The sequence below is a fragment of the Shewanella pealeana ATCC 700345 genome, assembly GCF_000018285.1.
Classification (GTDB): domain Bacteria; phylum Pseudomonadota; class Gammaproteobacteria; order Enterobacterales; family Shewanellaceae; genus Shewanella; species Shewanella pealeana.
In genome coordinates this window covers 4,557,334-4,574,251 of the sequence record NC_009901.1, presented here as the reverse complement: position 1 = coordinate 4,574,251, position 16,918 = coordinate 4,557,334, and the positions used below count along the sequence as shown (strand labels likewise).

The 16,918-nt window shown below is 47.7% G+C and carries 12 protein-coding genes; all 12 read left to right on the top strand.

Going from position 1 to position 16,918, the window contains the following annotated elements; all coding sequences use genetic code 11:
• The first annotated feature begins 212 nt into the window (after positions 1–212).
• Positions 213–689 carry a pilus assembly FimT family protein gene (locus SPEA_RS19745; protein ID WP_012156952.1) on the top strand — a complete coding sequence of 159 codons (477 nt, stop codon included), beginning with the start codon at positions 213–215 and terminating at the stop codon, positions 687–689.
• Positions 676–1,251, top strand: a complete 576-nt coding sequence (locus SPEA_RS19740; RefSeq protein WP_012156951.1) for a type IV pilus modification PilV family protein — start codon at positions 676–678, stop codon at positions 1,249–1,251. Before SPEA_RS19745 ends, SPEA_RS19740 begins: the two co-directional genes overlap by 14 nt.
• Complete coding sequence (locus tag SPEA_RS19735) at positions 1,251–2,138, top strand: PilW family protein (RefSeq protein WP_012156950.1); 888 nt, start codon at positions 1,251–1,253, stop codon at positions 2,136–2,138. Before SPEA_RS19740 ends, SPEA_RS19735 begins: the two co-directional genes overlap by 1 nt.
• Positions 2,128–2,628, top strand: coding sequence for a hypothetical protein (locus tag SPEA_RS19730; RefSeq protein ID WP_012156949.1), 501 nt, complete (start codon positions 2,128–2,130; stop codon positions 2,626–2,628). Before SPEA_RS19735 ends, SPEA_RS19730 begins: the two co-directional genes overlap by 11 nt.
• Complete coding sequence (locus SPEA_RS19725; protein ID WP_012156948.1) at positions 2,621–6,769, top strand: DUF8470 domain-containing protein; 4,149 nt, start codon at positions 2,621–2,623, stop codon at positions 6,767–6,769. The genes SPEA_RS19730 and SPEA_RS19725 overlap by 8 nt, the downstream gene beginning before the upstream one ends.
• Positions 6,770–6,941: 172 nt before the next feature.
• Positions 6,942–7,991 (top strand): rod shape-determining protein, encoded by a 1,050-nt coding sequence (locus tag SPEA_RS19720; protein WP_012156947.1) that lies wholly within the window; start codon positions 6,942–6,944, stop codon positions 7,989–7,991.
• Between the two features lie 41 nt (positions 7,992–8,032).
• Positions 8,033–8,920 carry a rod shape-determining protein MreC gene (gene mreC / locus SPEA_RS19715; RefSeq protein ID WP_012156946.1) on the top strand — a complete coding sequence of 296 codons (888 nt, stop codon included), beginning with the start codon at positions 8,033–8,035 and terminating at the stop codon, positions 8,918–8,920.
• Positions 8,917–9,405 carry a rod shape-determining protein MreD gene (mreD, locus tag SPEA_RS19710; RefSeq protein WP_012156945.1) on the top strand — a complete coding sequence of 163 codons (489 nt, stop codon included), beginning with the start codon at positions 8,917–8,919 and terminating at the stop codon, positions 9,403–9,405. The genes mreC and mreD overlap by 4 nt, the downstream gene beginning before the upstream one ends.
• A 79-nt stretch (positions 9,406–9,484) precedes the next feature.
• Positions 9,485–10,081, top strand: coding sequence for a Maf family protein (locus SPEA_RS19705; RefSeq protein ID WP_012156944.1), 597 nt, complete (start codon positions 9,485–9,487; stop codon positions 10,079–10,081).
• Between the two features lie 200 nt (positions 10,082–10,281).
• The gene (gene rng, locus SPEA_RS19700) at positions 10,282–11,748 is read left to right on the top strand and encodes a ribonuclease G (RefSeq protein ID WP_398353693.1); all 1,467 of its coding nucleotides are present in this window, start codon (positions 10,282–10,284) and stop codon (positions 11,746–11,748) included.
• Positions 11,748–16,067 (top strand): YhdP family protein, encoded by a 4,320-nt coding sequence (locus SPEA_RS19695; protein WP_012156942.1) that lies wholly within the window; start codon positions 11,748–11,750, stop codon positions 16,065–16,067. Before rng ends, SPEA_RS19695 begins: the two co-directional genes overlap by 1 nt.
• A complete protein-coding gene (locus SPEA_RS19690; RefSeq protein WP_012156941.1) occupies positions 15,991–16,830 on the top strand; it encodes a carbon-nitrogen hydrolase family protein in 840 nt (279 codons plus the stop codon). Before SPEA_RS19695 ends, SPEA_RS19690 begins: the two co-directional genes overlap by 77 nt.
• The last annotated feature ends 88 nt before the right edge of the window (positions 16,831–16,918 follow it).

The following is a 16,918-nucleotide window of genomic DNA, read 5'->3' as shown; positions in this document are numbered from 1 at the left end:
GGTGAAAAGCCGGAAAAGCCGGAAAAGCCGGAAAAGCTAAAATAGACACCAGCTTGCCGTTAATTCTTTTATAGCAGGGCGTTGCCCGCTCTAGCCGTCGCAACGCGGCGCCCTAGACTCTCGATTCTAGTGGCTAAGAGCTTGACTCTAGTCTTAGCAATGAAGCGGCAATCAATAAAACTTACAGCAGCATATATCAACCAGGACGAGTAATGCATAGAGCACGGCAACATGCAGGCTTTACATTAGTGGAGCTGGTAACCACGATAATCCTTATTGCCATTCTCGCCGTGGTGGTTATTCCTCGCCTGCTTACCAGCTCAAGTTACAGTGCCTTTACCCTGCAAGATGAGTTTATTAGTGAGCTGCGCAAGGTGCAGATCATGGCGATGAACAATCAAGATCGCTGCTATCGTTTATCGGTCACCGATACCCATTACCAAGTTTCTCGCTTTAATGGCGCCTGTAGTGGCACACCTGTGCGTACCGATGCCGCGCAACCGTTTCAAGGTGGCGCTAGCCTAGCTTTGCTTAATGGCGGTGCTAGCAGTTTTAATATCGAATTCAATCTCCAAGGCGTCCCGCTAGTGGATGGTGCACCTTGCAGCGGTAATTGCATCAGCATCATCGCCGATGAAACCCTATTTCTAGCGATAGAATCAGAAGGTTATATCCATGATGGGCAGTAGATTCTCAGCCATAAAATGGCAAGCTCAGAAGGCCTTTACCTTGATCGAGTTAGTCGTGGGCATGGTGGTGATAAGCATCGCCTTCGTTTTGCTAAGCACCATGCTATTCCCGCAGGCAGAACGCGCCGCTGACACCTTACATCGAGTACGCTCCGCTGAGCTTGCTCACTCAATTTTGAATGAGATCTGGGGCAAACGCTTTGATCAAAACACTAATGCTAATGGTGGCGTCCCTGCTTGTGGTGCACCTGTTAAACCCAGTCTAGGTTTGCCTGCAGGCCTTCCTTGTACAGCACCGGGTAGTCTTGGCCCTGATAAGATTAATGGCGTAGTTGAGACTCGCAATAACTATAACGATGTCGACGATTATGTCGGGCTTAACATAGATAGCAATATGCTCAACAGCAGTGAAACCTATGCTCAGCGTTATATCAATTATGGGTTATCGGTTAAGGTTGAATACAACAACCTACCGAGTTTAGACACTAAGTTGATTACTATCGATGTTACCACGCCTAACGGCGAGGTGATGACCTTCAATGCGATCCGGAGTAACTATTAATGCAAGCGTTAATACGTCCCGCTTCTAGGTTGCCATCGAGAAAGCTTAAACAGCTGAGAGGTCGAGGCTTTACCTTGGTTGAGATGGTCACCGTCATTATCATTCTTGGAGTATTGGTGCTTGGGGTCAGCAGCTTTCTAATTTTTGGTACGCGCATCTTTATCGATGCAACCTCAGTAGACAAAGTGATGAGTCAGAGTCGCTTTGCTATTGAGCGTATGACTCGAGAGCTGCGTAACGCGGTGCCGAACAGCATCCGTGTGCGTGATAGCGGTGACGGCGCTTGGCAGTGCGTGGAGATGATGCCGATCATCTCAAGTGCTTCTTATATGGATATGCCTATAGCGCCAGATCCTGCCTCACAATTTGGTAGCTTGATGCAGTCGAGTGCCGCAGCCCCCTTGACGGCAGATCAATTTTTACTGATTTATCCACTCAGCCCTGCAGATGTTTATACCTCAACAGCTGGCACGCAAGGCAAGCTGTTTAGTATTGATTCCGTTACTGCAGATAATTTAAAGAATGACATTAGTATCGATTTTGGCCGTGCGGTGCGTTTCGATGAAGCTTCGCCAAGACAGCGCTACTTTGGTGTTCAAAGCGCGGTGAGCTACTGTTTCGAGCAAGTAACCCCTGAGTTGAGTTTATTAAAACGTTACGCGGATTATGGCTTTAATCACCCGAATCTACAGCCTGCGCCAGCCGATATGGGCACAGGGGTGCTGATGGCCGAGAATGTGGTAAATACTATCGGTAGCAATAGCCCTATGGCGTATACCCCCGGAACTCTGCGCAATAACGCCATGGTGCACCTAAACCCTTTATTTGATGTGCAAGGGCAGAGTTTTCAATATCATCATCAAGTGCAGGTGATTAATGTCCCTTAACCGAATGCTTTGTCGTAATAGTCAGTTCAGTAATATAGTCTCTCGTTCCAAGCAAACGGGAAGTGCCTTGGTAATCGGTGTGTTCATTATTACCGTGATGTTTCTATTGGCTGCGACTTTGATTAATGTGCTTGATGATGCCGATCAAGAGATCAGCATAGAGGTCTGGGGAACCCGAGCGTTTGCGGCGGCGAATAGCGGCGCCGATCGTAGTTTAGCAAGTCTGTTTCCAGTAAATGGTGACGATGGAAACTGTGAACCTCAAACCACCTGGGAAATCGGAAACGATACCAATCTTGTCGGTTTTCATGGCTGCGTAGTCGAGATGACTTGCTCTGCTGTGACCACCAACTTGCCGCAAAATAATATGACTCAATATCTGATTACCAGCACAGCAACCTGCAGTAGCGGACAATGTGACTCTGGCAGCGATAGCGATGCCAGCTGTATTCGAGTCAGCCGTAAGGTGGAGGTCGAAGCCCGTGATTAAACTTAGGCTATTATGGGGCTGCTTATTCGCTGTCGTTGCGTTCGCTTCGACATCTGCTTTTGCGGTTCCTCAGTGTGATGAAATCTTTACTGATCCACCTACGGGAAACCACAATCCCGGACTTATACCGCCATCGGACTTACCCTACTTAGGTGACCTTACTTGTAATAAGCGTGGTTGTTATCCATCGGATTTTTTTCAACCTGGAGATTTTTATTTCGGTACTGGTGACCTAAAACAAGGCAATTTTATTTATACCAATGGTACAACCACACGCTTGTATTTTGACAGTCTCAATCTTAACGGTGCGCACCTGAATGTTTCAGGTAATACGGAAGACCTTATTATTTATGTCTATGGCGACTTTAGCATTGCAGGACAGAATAGTATAAATGGCATTGTTTATGTGGCCGGAAACGTACATGTGGCGGGTAATGCGAGTATTGATGGTGCGCTTGCTGCTGGTGGTAGTTTATCGATAGGTGGTAACGGTGATGTAGATTTTGACGAGGAGGCAATTGAAGATGCCGACTTTGGCGGAATGTGCAATAACGAGCCTGTAAACCCTGCCATTCCGACCCAGTGTCCTGCGGAGCAAAGTAATGTTCAAGGTTTAACCTATCGGACCTATGACTCGCGTGCTTGGTACTCAGATAACTACAGTCCTGCTAACCCTAACGAGTTTGAGACGTTAAGTAATTTGGTGAGAAAAACCCGTTACCAGATCGGTGAGTCTATCGAAACAAATTTAAATCAGAAAGGGAATGGTATTAACCCACATTCAAACACCGCGGCAGATCAAGATCTGTATTTAGGTGTGTTTGAAGGCTATATAGAAGCGCCTGAAACAGGTGAATATACCTTTGCTATTGATGGTGATGATGCCATTGAGCTATTAATCGATGGTGAAGTGATAAAAGGTTTTTACGGCGTTCACTCGACTTGTGATTGCACTCGGTACCAAGGTAAGGTCTCGCTAGAACAAGGGGCTCACACCATAGAGTTAAGGTTTCATGAAACATTTGGTGCTGAAGCTTTTAGGTTGTATTGGCAACCTCCATCAGCTAATTCGTTGACGATTGTTCCAGCGAGCCAGTTACTTACCTGTCCAGCCCCCCAATTTGAATTTGGCCGCGCCGAACTCGATGCCAATGGCAACGCAGTGATCAATTTTAATAACACCTACTCAGCTCCGCCAGTGGTGATGGTGATGCCGACCATTGATGGTACGAATGCCAATGCCGACCGTTCATCGACAGTTAGAATCGATAGCCTAACCACAGGCAATGCCGCAATAAAACAGATTAACTCTGGCGTGTCGCAAGTACTGGATAAAAAGATGGATAAGGTGGATTACTTTGTCATGGAGCCGGGCTATCGTTTCTTAGCGCGAGGTAAGGCTCTACAGGCAGGCACCATATCAACTCGGCTATACCAAGGTAAAAATTTACCGAGTTGGGGCCGAGGTTATGAGAATATTGAATTTGAGCATGATTTTGGTCTACAACCTGCCATGATTGGCCAAACCTTGTCTCATAACAATAATCGCTTTATTACCACTGTGATTAATAATGTCGATGCAGATGGTTCTGAATTTGATATTGCCATTGAAGGCTCTGAAATGAGCTCGGGGATAACTCGGCGTGAGCTTCTAGGTTATGTGGCAGGTGTGGGACAAGGCGTGATGTCGGTCAATGGCGAAAGCTTAAAGTATGAGTTTGCCAATGCCTTAAACCATGGCAATGGTAGCTCTACGCGTACTTTGAGCCAACAGTGTGCTTTTAATAACAGTTACCAGCAAACCTATACCGCACAACCCTTAACCATAGCTAATAAAAATCAGCGCCGTGGTGGTGATGGCGGCTGGGCACGCCGCTGTACTAAAGAGAGTTTCAATAATCAGCTAAGCTTTGCTCTTGATGAATATCAACATGCAGATGGTGAACGTAGCCACCTAGCTGAGAGCATAGGTTATTTTGCATTTGAGTACGCAGCCGAGCCACCAGCGGTGAATCATTACCGTATTAACTTCGATTCAGGTGCACTGAGCTGCGCAGCTAAATCTATTACACTTCAGGCTTGTGCTGACAATAATTGCAGCGCTTTGCTTAGCGATCCTGCTTTTGTCACCTTGACTAAAAACGGTGCCAACTACAGTAGCGAGACATTTACGGGCAGTACGAATACCGAGGTCTGGCATCCACAGGGGGGATTAGTCACTCTTGGGTTAAGTGCAACAGTGCCGAGTGCCGACTACAGCTGTTATATCGATGGCAATCTCGTTGCTAATGCTCAATGTCAGCTCAACTTTGAAAACAGTGGCATTTACTTCGATATCGATGATTCTACCGCCTGTAACAACACCAGTAATTTTGAGTTATTTGCGGTTAAGAAAGATGAAAGCACGCAGCAATGTGTGCCGCTATTTGCTAATCAAACTAAACCCATCTCGATGGCATTTAGTTATATTACCCCAGATGCCGGCGGGATTAATGAAGCTGCCAAGCTAACCATTAACAGCCTTAACGCTCCAGTTGCCACTAAAGATATTGCGGGAGGTTCGAGTGAGGAACTGCGGGTTCACTTTGATGCGAATGGTAAGGCACTGCTGAATGTGAACTACCCTGAGGCGGGTAAGGTTGAGCTTGCGGCAACATTAACCGAAGTGATTGAGTCACCAGATGGCAGTACAAGCGAGACGCTGGTGCTTGATCACAGTGACCAATTTGTTGCAAAGCCTGATGGTTTTCACTTCTTTAATACGTCTGGTAAAAATGGTTGCAGCGGTGCGGGATGTGACTTATTTGCCAAAGCGGGTGATGACTTTAACATGAGTGTTAAGGCGGTGTGTGGAGCCGATGATGGCACGCCTTATAAAGATCGACAGCCACTGAAAAATTTACAATTCACAGACTTAAAAATAAAACCTGTGCTGCAAGCGCCCTTGGTTGCTAATGGAGATGACAAAGATGGCGGCCTTGGAGCCCTAGGGCAAACAAGTGTGAGTTTCAGCAAAGCAAACAGTGCACCGCTAAAAGTGACTAATCAGACCTATTCTGAGGTGGGGGCAATCAGCTTAGCGCTCGATGGCGAGGTGAACTACCTTGGCGCGACGATTCCACAAGCGAATTCAAGTAGCGAAATATTCGGTCGCTTCTCTCCCTACTACTTAACCGTGACGGCGAATGAGCCGAGTTTAGCAGCGCAGTGCGGCAGTTTCACCTACATGGATCAGCCCTTTGGTTTTAGTTCTGGTAGTGAGCCAACGCTGTCAATTATCGGTAAAAATAAAGCTGGCGCTGAAACACGCAACTATCAAATAGGTGGCTGGTGGCGCTATCACGGCAAGCAGTGGTTAGATCGCAGTTATAGTGATACCTCTGGCGCCAAATCGATGGATGGTGCTGCGCTGCAAGTGTTGGATGAGTCGCCTATCTCCGGCATTGTCGAATACTACCCCATCAATGACGATAGCAGTGTGCAGCGGGCTTATCTGAGCGGTGCGCAGCTGCACTATGCCCGAACAGCCTCAGCTGCAGTGCCGTTTAATGGCCTGTTTGACCTCACGCTGTCAAAGACCGATGTGACCGATAAAGATGGTATTTGTTATCGAGATACCGCAAGCGATAAGTGCCGTGAGTTTGAATTTGAGGATATCGCTAAAGACGATGCCTTTGCGCTACGTTACGGCCGCTTTGTGATGCAAAATGCCTACGGCCCATCGTCTGAGGAGCTGCGTCTCGAGGTCGGTACTCAATATGTAAATGCTGTTATTGACGCTAAAGCACAGTGGATCACAAATACTAGCGATAGCTGCTCAGTATTCGATACCACCAGTGCGACTGAATCTGCCGATATAGGGCTGCACTTAACTCCCGATACGGGGCTAGAAGGCGTGCAAGGCTTTACTCATTCTGGAGGCTCTGGCAAGGCTGGCACTATTGGTCTTGGCAATAGCTTTATCTATTTTCCAGCCCCTAATGTAGATGGTGAGGTAGGCTTACAACAACATCTCGACAGATGGCTGCAGTGGTATTGGAATTTTGACTCGAGTAGCGATTTACAAGACCCGAGAGCAACGGCCTATTTCGGTACTTATCGAGGCCATGATCGTATTATTTACTGGCGAGAAGTTAACTAAATGTCAGTAACAGGGGGCGAGACAAGTTATTGACTCGCTCTTTAGTGGTTATATCGCAAAAAATACAGTTTCATTAGCAATAGTTAACCTCTCTGGTCTTGTGGATTTTAAGAAGCGTGATAAAGTTACCTGATTTCTTTTTTCTACGACTCCACAGAGACAGGCTGGTTACATGTTCAAGAAGCTACGCGGCATTTTTTCTAATGATCTTTCGATCGATTTGGGTACAGCAAATACACTAATTTATGTCCGTGAAGAAGGCATAGTGCTAAACGAACCGTCAGTAGTCGCGATTCGTGGAGAGCGAAGCGGTTCAGGTCAGAAGTCGGTTGCGGCCGTCGGTACTGAAGCAAAGCAGATGCTAGGTCGTACTCCTGGAAACATTCAAGCAATTCGTCCGATGAAAGATGGCGTTATCGCCGACTTTTATGTCACCGAAAAAATGCTTCAGCATTTTATCAAGCAAGTGCATAACAACAGTGTGTTCCGTCCAAGCCCCCGTGTTCTTGTGTGTGTGCCTGTTGGCGCAACGCAAGTTGAACGCCGTGCAATCCGAGAGTCTGCTATGGGCGCGGGTGCGCGTGAAGTGTATTTGATTGAAGAGCCAATGGCTGCTGCAATCGGTGCAGGTCTACCGGTTTCTGAAGCAACGGGTTCTATGGTTGTCGATATTGGTGGTGGTACCACAGAAGTCGCAATCATCTCGCTAAACGGTGTGGTTTACTCATCGTCTGTACGCATCGGTGGTGACAAGTTTGATGATGCGATCATCAACTATGTGCGTCGTAACTACGGTAGCTTAATTGGTGAAGCGACGGCTGAGCGTATCAAGCACACAATCGGTACTGCATACCCAGGCGATGAAGTGTTAGAAATTGAAGTTCGCGGTCGTAACCTTGCAGAAGGTGTACCACGTAGCTTTACATTGAACAGCAATGAAATTTTAGAAGCACTGCAAGAGCCGTTATCAGGCATTGTGAGTGCGGTAATGGTTGCCCTTGAGCAGTCTCCTCCAGAATTGGCATCAGATATCTCTGAGCGTGGCATGGTACTAACTGGCGGTGGCGCGTTAATTCGTGACCTAGACAGATTACTTATGCAAGAAACTGGTATTCCTGTGATGATCGCAGAAGACCCACTAACTTGTGTGGCTCGCGGTGGTGGTAGAGCTTTAGAGATGATCGATATGCATGGCGGCGACCTGTTCTCTGAAGAAAACTAACCACGGTTAAAAAGGGCGGTAATACACCGCCCTAGTTTGTTATGAAGCCTATTTTTGCTCGCGGTATTTCCAACCAATTTCGATTAACACTGGCTGTTATCATGTCAGTGATTCTGCTTGTCGCTAACGACAGGCTAGAGCCTGTGCGTAATTCCCTCTCATCATTATTAAGCCCTTTGCAATATGTGGCTAATATTCCCGGTGCCTTACTCGATCTTTCTGCTGAAAGTCTCGCAACGCGCAATATGTTGGCTAAGCAGAATAAAGAGTTATTACGTCATCAACTCTTGATGAGTGAACGCTTACAACGCTTTGAACACCTTCGCCAAGAAAACGATCGTTTGCGTGGATTACTCGGCTCGCCAGTGCATATGGATGCCAAGAAAGTTGTTGCCGAAGTCATGGAAGTGGCAAGCGACCCGTTTCGTCAATATGTGGTACTGAACCACGGTTCACGTAACGGCGTATTTGTTGGCCAACCTGTGGTCGATGCTCAAGGTGTCGTTGGACAGGTTGTGCAGGTGAGTGAGCTCACCAGTCGAGTGTTATTACTTTCCGATACCACCCACGGTATTCCGGTGCGAATTACCCGAAACGATGTACGCTTAATGGCGTTTGGAACTGGTGTGCTCGATGAGTTAGAGCTAAGACATGTGGCCAAGAGTACCGATGTTCGTGTCGGCGATCTGCTGGTGTCTTCCGGTCTTGGCAAGCGTTTTCCTGAAGGCTACCCCGTGGCTCGAGTCATGAGTGTCGAAAAAGATGATGGTAAGAATTACGCTACCGTTATCGCCCAACCGTTAGCGGCCTTAGACAGAATTCGTTATCTGTTACTACTCTGGCCGGATATTGAGTCTGACGGAAAAGATCTTACTCCGCCTGAGGAGATAGAAGAGGTCTTGAAGGCGAGTCAGGAGAGCACTCAATGAGTTTACATGTAGCAAATGGCCGCTGGGTCGTTTGGTTAAGCCTATTAGTGGCTATGCTGTTTCAAATTATGCCATTGCCAGATGTGGTAGAGGCGTGGCGTCCGGATTGGCTATTACTGGTTATCACCTATTGGGCGATGGCATTGCCTCATAGATATAATATTTTAACGGCATGGGTGCTCGGTGTGATGCTAGACATCTTACTCGGGGCAACCTTAGGTATTCGTGCCTTTGCTATGTCAGTTGTTGTATATGTGGTCGTGCTGCACTTTCAGCGCTTACGTAATTTCCCTATGTGGCAACAAGCTTTATTGGTGGCCATGCAGGTCGCAGTATATAACCTAGTGGTATTTTGGGTGCAGTTTGTTACCGAGTCTGCTGTGTTTGATATTAGCTTGTTCTACCCGGCAATTTCCAGCTTGATTATGTGGCCATGGATCTTCTGGGTATTACGCCGTGTAAGACGCCTGTACAAGGTTAGATAGACGCCAGTTCTTTAGCTGAGCGATTCAGGTTAACCGTTGAATTGGTCTGCTTAGTTAGCATCATACAAAGGTACTCAAAATGCAGTTAGTACTCGCTTCGGGCTCGCCTCGTCGTAAAGAGTTGTTAGGTCAGTTAGCTTTTTTAAATACTAATAGTGCCACACCATTCGAGTTTGATATTTTGGCAGCCGATATTGATGAGAGTCATCAAGTTGGTGAGTCAGCTGAAGAATTTGTACTGCGATTAGCGCAGGAAAAAGCCATGGCAGGTCTAGCCTTATACGGTACCGGTAAACAAGCCGTGGTGTTAGGCTCTGATACTATCGTGGTGCTAGGCGAGACCATTTTGGGTAAGCCTACCGATGAGGCTAATGCCGCCGAGATCCTAGCAAACCTATCGGGTAAAGCCCACGAGGTGATGACCGCCGTAGCCCTAACCGATGGTACTAAAACCGTAAGTCGATTGGTTAAAACTCGGGTGCAGTTTAGTGCGCTAAGTGAGGCTGATATTTTGGCTTACATTGCCACGGGTGAGCCAATGGACAAGGCTGGTGCTTACGGAATCCAAGGTCTAGGTGGAAGTTTTGTTGAAGCTATCGAGGGAAGTTATTCCGCGGTAGTCGGGTTACCTTTGGTAGAAACCCGTGCGTTATTGTGTGAGATGCAAGTTTTATAGTCATAAAAACAGTAATAACTAGGTCAGATTGGCCAAGCTATAGAACATCAATCATTGCAGACTTTAACTCGCTAGCTGGTGTGTATTTTCCCAGTAGCAGGATCACAATCTACGCCATATCCTTTTTAAATTAGCTATTTCCCTAAGTGGGGTGAGTTGTGAGTAGAAGTCGATTCGCGCAGAACAGAGTGCAGAAAAAAATAGGCTCTGAACTGTTAATCAATGTAACACCAACCGAAGCTCGAGTAGCCCTAGTGGAGCATGGTGTTTTACAAGAAGTCCATATTGAGCGCCGCATGAAGCGTGGTTTAGTGGGCAATATCTATAAGGGCAAAGTCAGTCGTGTCTTGCCTGGTATGCAGGCCGCCTTTGTCGATATCGGTTTAGATAAAGCCGCATTTTTACATGCATCCGATATAGTTCCCCATACAGAATGTGTTGCCGATGTTGAAAAAGGCAACTTTGTCGTGCGTGATATTGCCGAGCTTGTTAGGCAAGGGCAAGATATCATGGTGCAAGTGGTTAAAGACCCATTAGGCACTAAAGGCGCGCGTTTAACTACAGATATCACTCTGCCATCTCGTTACTTGGTTTTCATGCCTGGCTCTAGTCACGTTGGCGTATCGCAGCGTATTGAGTCCGAAGAAGTACGAGCCCGCTTGAAAAAAATTACTCAGCCATTTGTCGATGATGATGGCGGTTTTATTATTCGTACCGCAGCAGAGAGTGCCGGTGAAGATGAGCTAGTGCAAGATGCCGGATTCTTAAGGCGCGTCTGGGCTAAAGTCAGTGAGCGTCGTAAGCGTCGTGGCGTGTCTTTGTTATATCAAGATCTCGCCTTGCCTGTGCGTATCGTGCGTGACTTTGTGGGGACAGAGCTGGATCAAATTCAGGTCGACTCCGCCCAAACCTATGAAGAGCTACAGCAGTTTGCGCAAGAGTTCATGCCGGAGATCGCCGATAAGCTAGATCACTACAATGGACCCATTCCGATTTTCGATCTATATGATGTCGAGAATGAAGTGCAGCGCGCACTGGGGCGTAAAGTTGAGCTTAAATCTGGCGGCTACCTGATCATAGATCAAACTGAAGCCATGACGACAGTCGATATCAATACTGGGGCATTTGTTGGTCATCGTAATCTTGCTGAAACGATTTTTAATACCAACCTCGAAGCGACTCATGCGATTGCACGGCAATTACGCCTGCGTAATTTAGGCGGAATTATCATTATCGACTTTATCGATATGATGAACAATGAGCATAAGAAGCGGGTGCTAGCCAGTCTAGAAAGCGCTCTGTCTAAAGATAGAGTGAAAACCAATATCAGTGGTTTCTCTGGCTTAGGCTTAGTGGAAATGACGCGCAAGCGCACTCGTGAGAGCTTAGAGCACGTGCTGTGTGGTGAATGCCCTGCATGTCTCGGTACGGGGAATTTAAAGACGGTAGAAACGGTTTCTTATGAGATCTTCCGCGAGATCATTCGCTTGAACCGTGGTTACGATGCCGATGAGTTCTTGGTGTACTGTTCACCCAATGTGTATCAAAGCCTGAAAGGTGATGAGAGTCATCTACTTGGCGAATTAGAAGTCTATATCGGTAAGCGAGTCAGACTACAGAGCGAGCCTATGTACGCGCAGAACAAATTTGATGTGGTGATAATGTAGTGCCATCAGATACCTGTGCGCCTAAAAAGCGCTCCTTTAATTTGACACGTTTTTGCTGGCAATTTTTAGCCATTATTCTAGTGTTGTTTGCGCTAATGGTTAGCCTCTTTAGAGGACTGTTACCGCAGCTGGATCAGGTCCGTATGGAACTGATTACGTTTGTCGAAGCTGAATATGGAGTCGAAGTCGACGTGGGGCAGCTTGCAGCTGAGTGGCAGGCCTATGGACCGGCATTAACGGTTAAAAACTTCGTCTTACCCGCACAGGATAACCTCCCGGTGACTCTGCTTTTTGAGCGAGTACATGTGAAGCTTGATTTCTGGCAGACGCTGATCACCGCAACCCCTCAGATTGAAGATGTTATCTTTGATGGAGTGAATATTGCTTTAGATCTTGATCGCTTGAAGGCACTTGAACCTCGGGATCCGGATAGCAAGTTGCAAACAGACTGGCTGTATCAGTTACTGCTTGAGCAGTTAGATCGTTTCTCGATAACCGACGCCAGATTTCAGCTTCTAAGCAAAGAACACGACTATCGCCCCATCTTTATTAAAGATATGAAGTGGCGTAATACTAATGATCGTCACCGCGGCGAGGGCAAGTTGTTTCTCGACCAAGATGCCTCAGAAGTCGAGCAGCTCGCACTCAGTGTGGATGTTAAGGGCAGTGGTTATCGCCCTGAATCTCTTATAGGGCAAGCCTATCTTGCCGCTCGCTCTCTCGACATCGGCGAGTGGGCCTCGAGACAGCCAAATCCTTTCGATACCAGTAAGCGTTTGCCCCTAGAAGGCGTGGTTAATCTACAAGCTTGGCTTGGATTTTCCAACCGGATGTTCGATGGCGCGACCGTAGAGTTTCAGCCAAGTTGGCTAGAATGGTTCTTAAATGATGAGCCACAGCAATTTACCATTGAGTCCGGAACTTTGTCTTGGCAGCCTAACCAGCAGGGTTGGTTGTTAGCGAGTCACGATCTTAACTTTTCCACTAATGAGCAGCCCTGGCCTAAGGCTCAACTTCTTGCGAGGCAGAACGAGCAAGGGATCGATGCCAGCCTCAATCAACTAGAGCTGAGCAGGCTATTGCCGTTGCTGCCTTTGATCCCAGGCGTCGAGCTCGATGGGCTTAATACTTGGCAGTCTCTAAAGCCTGCAGGTAAGGTGACTGAGCTGCGAGTGCATTGGGACACTTTACTTGAGCAGCCGCAAGTCGCACTGAATTTAGATCAGATCTCCTGGCAGGCGAGTGGCGCTATTGCTGGATTGAAGCCAGTCGATGCCAGCTTGATAATGAGCAAAGACTCACTGAGTTTTGAGCTACCACAGCAGCAGTACACTATCGACTTTAATGGTGGTTTTGCAGCGCCCCTTCAATTTAAAGGGGATGCATTGACGGGTGACTTTAACTTTAGCGACTTAGCACTCTCTTTACCTAAGGTGCATTTTAGTAATTCAGATCTCGATATTGACGCAGGTGTGCGTCTGGAGTTTGCCGATGCGGTGCATATGGCGTTACTGGCTAATGTCGATATCCATGATGTCGCTAAGGCACACTTGTATTTTCCATTGAAAGGCATGAGCAAGGATCTGGTCACTTACCTTACCGGGGCGTTAAAGGCGGGTAAAACCGATGACGCTATAGTGGTATGGCACGGCGCCTTTAGCGGCTACCCGTATGCTCAACACGATGGCATATTTCAAGCGGGCTTTACCTTAGCTGAGGCCGAGTTTGAGTTTCAAGATACCTGGCCTGCCGTAGATAAACTTAACTTGTCGGCTCTCTTTGAAAACGATGCCATGGATCTTTGGGTTAATCAGGGACAACTACTGGACGTTAAAGCCGATGGCGCATATATCGGTATTCCGGCCTTGGGAGAAAAGAGTCTACTGACGGTTAAAGCCGATCTTGCGACTAAAGCGGAAGCAGCTAATGAGGTGATCCAGCAATCGCCCTTGGTAGACTCTGTCGGTGCCACGCTCGATGTGGTGCAGATAGCAGGCGATATTACCGGTCAAATCGATTTAAGCATCCCGCTTTATGATGGTGAGTCTGAGATCATTAAAGGCACGGTTAACTTTAAAGATACCCCGGTCTACATCACTGAGCCCGGGATCCAGCTAGAGAAGCTCACAGGACAGATCCAGTTTATCAATGATGTGGTCACAGGAAGCGATCTCAATGCCATCATGTATAAGCAGCCACTACAGCTGAGTTTTAACAGTGAAAGCATGAGCCAAAATTACGGTGTCGATGTGAGCCTTAAGGGACAGTGGCAGTTAGCCGACTTACCTGCAGAGTTAGATAACCCATTGAGCGAGTATTATTCGGGTGAGGTCGATTGGACTGGCGATCTTACGCTGGTGTTCGATCCATTAGGTTATCGAGTTCAAGCACGGGTAGAAACAGATCTTGTTGGCGCCGAGCTTAATCTACCAGCCCCTTTTGCTAAGAAACCGGATGAAGCTAAGCTGCTGGTGGCAGAGCTGATCGGGGATAACAAGCAGGCCTCTCTAGGCATTAAGCTCGATAAGCAGTTGGAGTTTTGGGGTGGTTTCGATGCCGACTCGGGCAATGCCTTGGCGCATTTCGATCTACTCTTAGGGCGCTTATTTAAGCCTGGAGATCAGTTACGCAAGAGTCAGGGCCACCTGCAGATCGATCTCGATAGCACGGAGTTTTCTCCTTGGTTGCCAATCATTCAAGGCTTCGTTAGTCAAAGTGATGTAACCAAGCTGGCGACCGATGATATAGGTCAAGAGAAGGCAGCGTTCTTTCCGCCTTTGGCGTCGATCGATGCCGAGTTTAATCAATTTGATTTTATGGGGCAGCCACTAGAAGATATGGCGTTTAGCGCAGCGCCAACCGAACATGCATGGCGTTTCGACGTGACTTCAAAGCAGTTTGATGGTCGTATCGACTTTTATCCAGACTGGGCCAATCAAGGCTTAAAACTGGTGGCGAGTAAATTCCATATGGCGCCTAAAATGCGCAGTGAAGAGAATGCGCACTATAAGTCAGATACCATTATGGCTAACTTGCCTCCGTTGGCGGTCGATGTCGATGACTTCTCCCTTTACGGTCGCTCCTTAGGCCACTTGGTACTGCAGGGTACGCCAAAGGACGGATCTTATCAGATCCAGACAGTTTCTTTAACGACACCAAACGTGAAGCTTAAAGGGACGGGGGATTGGGATATGAGCGAGGGCAAGAATTTGACCTCATTTAAGCTCAACTTAGACGCTACTAAATTTGACTATCTGTCAGAGCAGCTAGGTATCGATCCTGGACTTAAGAATGCGCCGACAGAGGTCAAAGCCGAGATCTCTTGGACGGGAGCACCCTATGCATTTTCGCTCGAGACGCTTAATGGTGACGTGAGTTTTGAGCTAGGCAAGGGCCACCTTTCTGAAGTCAGTGATAAAGGCGCGCGGATCTTCTCGCTATTTAGTTTAGATTCGCTGTTAAGAAAGCTGTCATTAGACTTTTCCGATGTCTTCGGTAAAGGCCTCTACTTCGATTCTTTTCACGGCACGTTAAAGCTAGATAATGGCGTGGTAAAGACAACGGACACTGAGATGAAGGCGGTAGCGGGCAATATGCGAGTGCGGGGTTATACCGACTTGACTACCGAGAGCCTTAATTATGATATTCGTTTCGTTCCGCAGTTGGCCTCTAGTGTGCCGACAGTTGTCTTACTCAGTACCGGCGGTTGGACGTTTGGTCTAGGTGCATTTGCACTGACCAAAGTGCTAGAGCCTGTGATAGAGGTGATCTCTGAGATCCGCTTTAGGCTCACGGGTACCATGTCAGAACCTAAGCTCGAAGAGCTAGAGCGTAAGAGTAAAGAGATAGAGATCCCTGAATCTGTGCTGCCAAAGAAGGCTGTCGAGCCGGGGAGTCAGCAAGTGCCTGTGGGCCCACAAGTCATGGGGAAAACAGCCACAGGAGTGAGCGTTCAAGCTGAGCTTGGTACAGAGATTAAAGCTGAGGTACAGGAATTAGCAGGCAAAGATAAGCCAGTATCTGGCGTCGAACTTAAGGCGATTACGCCTGCGAACACAGATTTTGTTGAAAGTCGCAAGGAACCTGCAAAGCTAACTGTGGTTGAGAGTCAGCCGAGCGAGCAGGTAGAGCAGAGCAAGATCCAAGCCGAGTCATCATTGAGCGAGTCATCACTGGCTGAGTCGCCATTGAACGAATCGTTATTGAACCAGACATCGGACGGGAAACTAGAGGGAGATGTAGATGCAAGTCAGCCTACTGCAATGTCAAAGCAGCCGCAACGTAGCGGACAATCTAGCGTTTATCGAGTCGCAGCTTAATCAATTACCGCGCCATAGCGATGAGCCGCAACTGGTGGTTTTGCCAGAATGTTGCCTACTGTTCGGAGGTTATGAAAGCCAGCAACTAGAATATGCGACCGACGCAGAGCAAAGCCCGCTTAGACAGGCACTGTCTGAGTTAGCGAAACGCTATCGGGTAGTGATGGTGGCGGGGAGTATTCCGATTTTGGCCGAAGATGGTCGGGTCTACAATCGCTGCTATGTATTTGATACAGACGGTAGCATATTGGGCCAGTACGATAAGCTGCACCTGTTCGATGTCGAGGTGACTGATGGCACTAAGCAGTATCGCGAGAGCGATGCATTCTGCCCGGGTGAGCAGATAGTTGTGGTCGATACGCCAATGGGTAAAGTGGGGCTGGCAATCTGTTACGACATACGTTTCCCAGATCTTTTTAGGGCTCTGCGAGAAGCTGGAGCCGAGCTTATTGCCGTTCCTGCCGCATTCACTAAGGTGACGGGGCAAGCTCATTGGCAGATACTACTACAGGCCCGCGCTATCGAAACCCAGTGCTTTATTTTAGGTGCAGCCCAGTGGGGGCAACATAATCAGGGTAGCCGAGAGACCTGGGGGCAAAGTATGATAGTCAGCCCGTGGGGAGAGATTCTAGTGCAAAAGCTGCAGGGAACCGGTTGGCTACAAGCGCAAGTGGAGCTGCAAAGCTTGCAAGATATCCGCGCTAAGATGCCTGTGATGACGCATAATCGATTTGCCAAGCCAGTACTTAAGTCGCACAGCTAAGACCAAATACTAAGAGCAAGTCGAACCATAAATTTAAGGTAAATTGAGGCTCACGCGTGAGACTCTGTTTACCGAAATGTTTTATCGA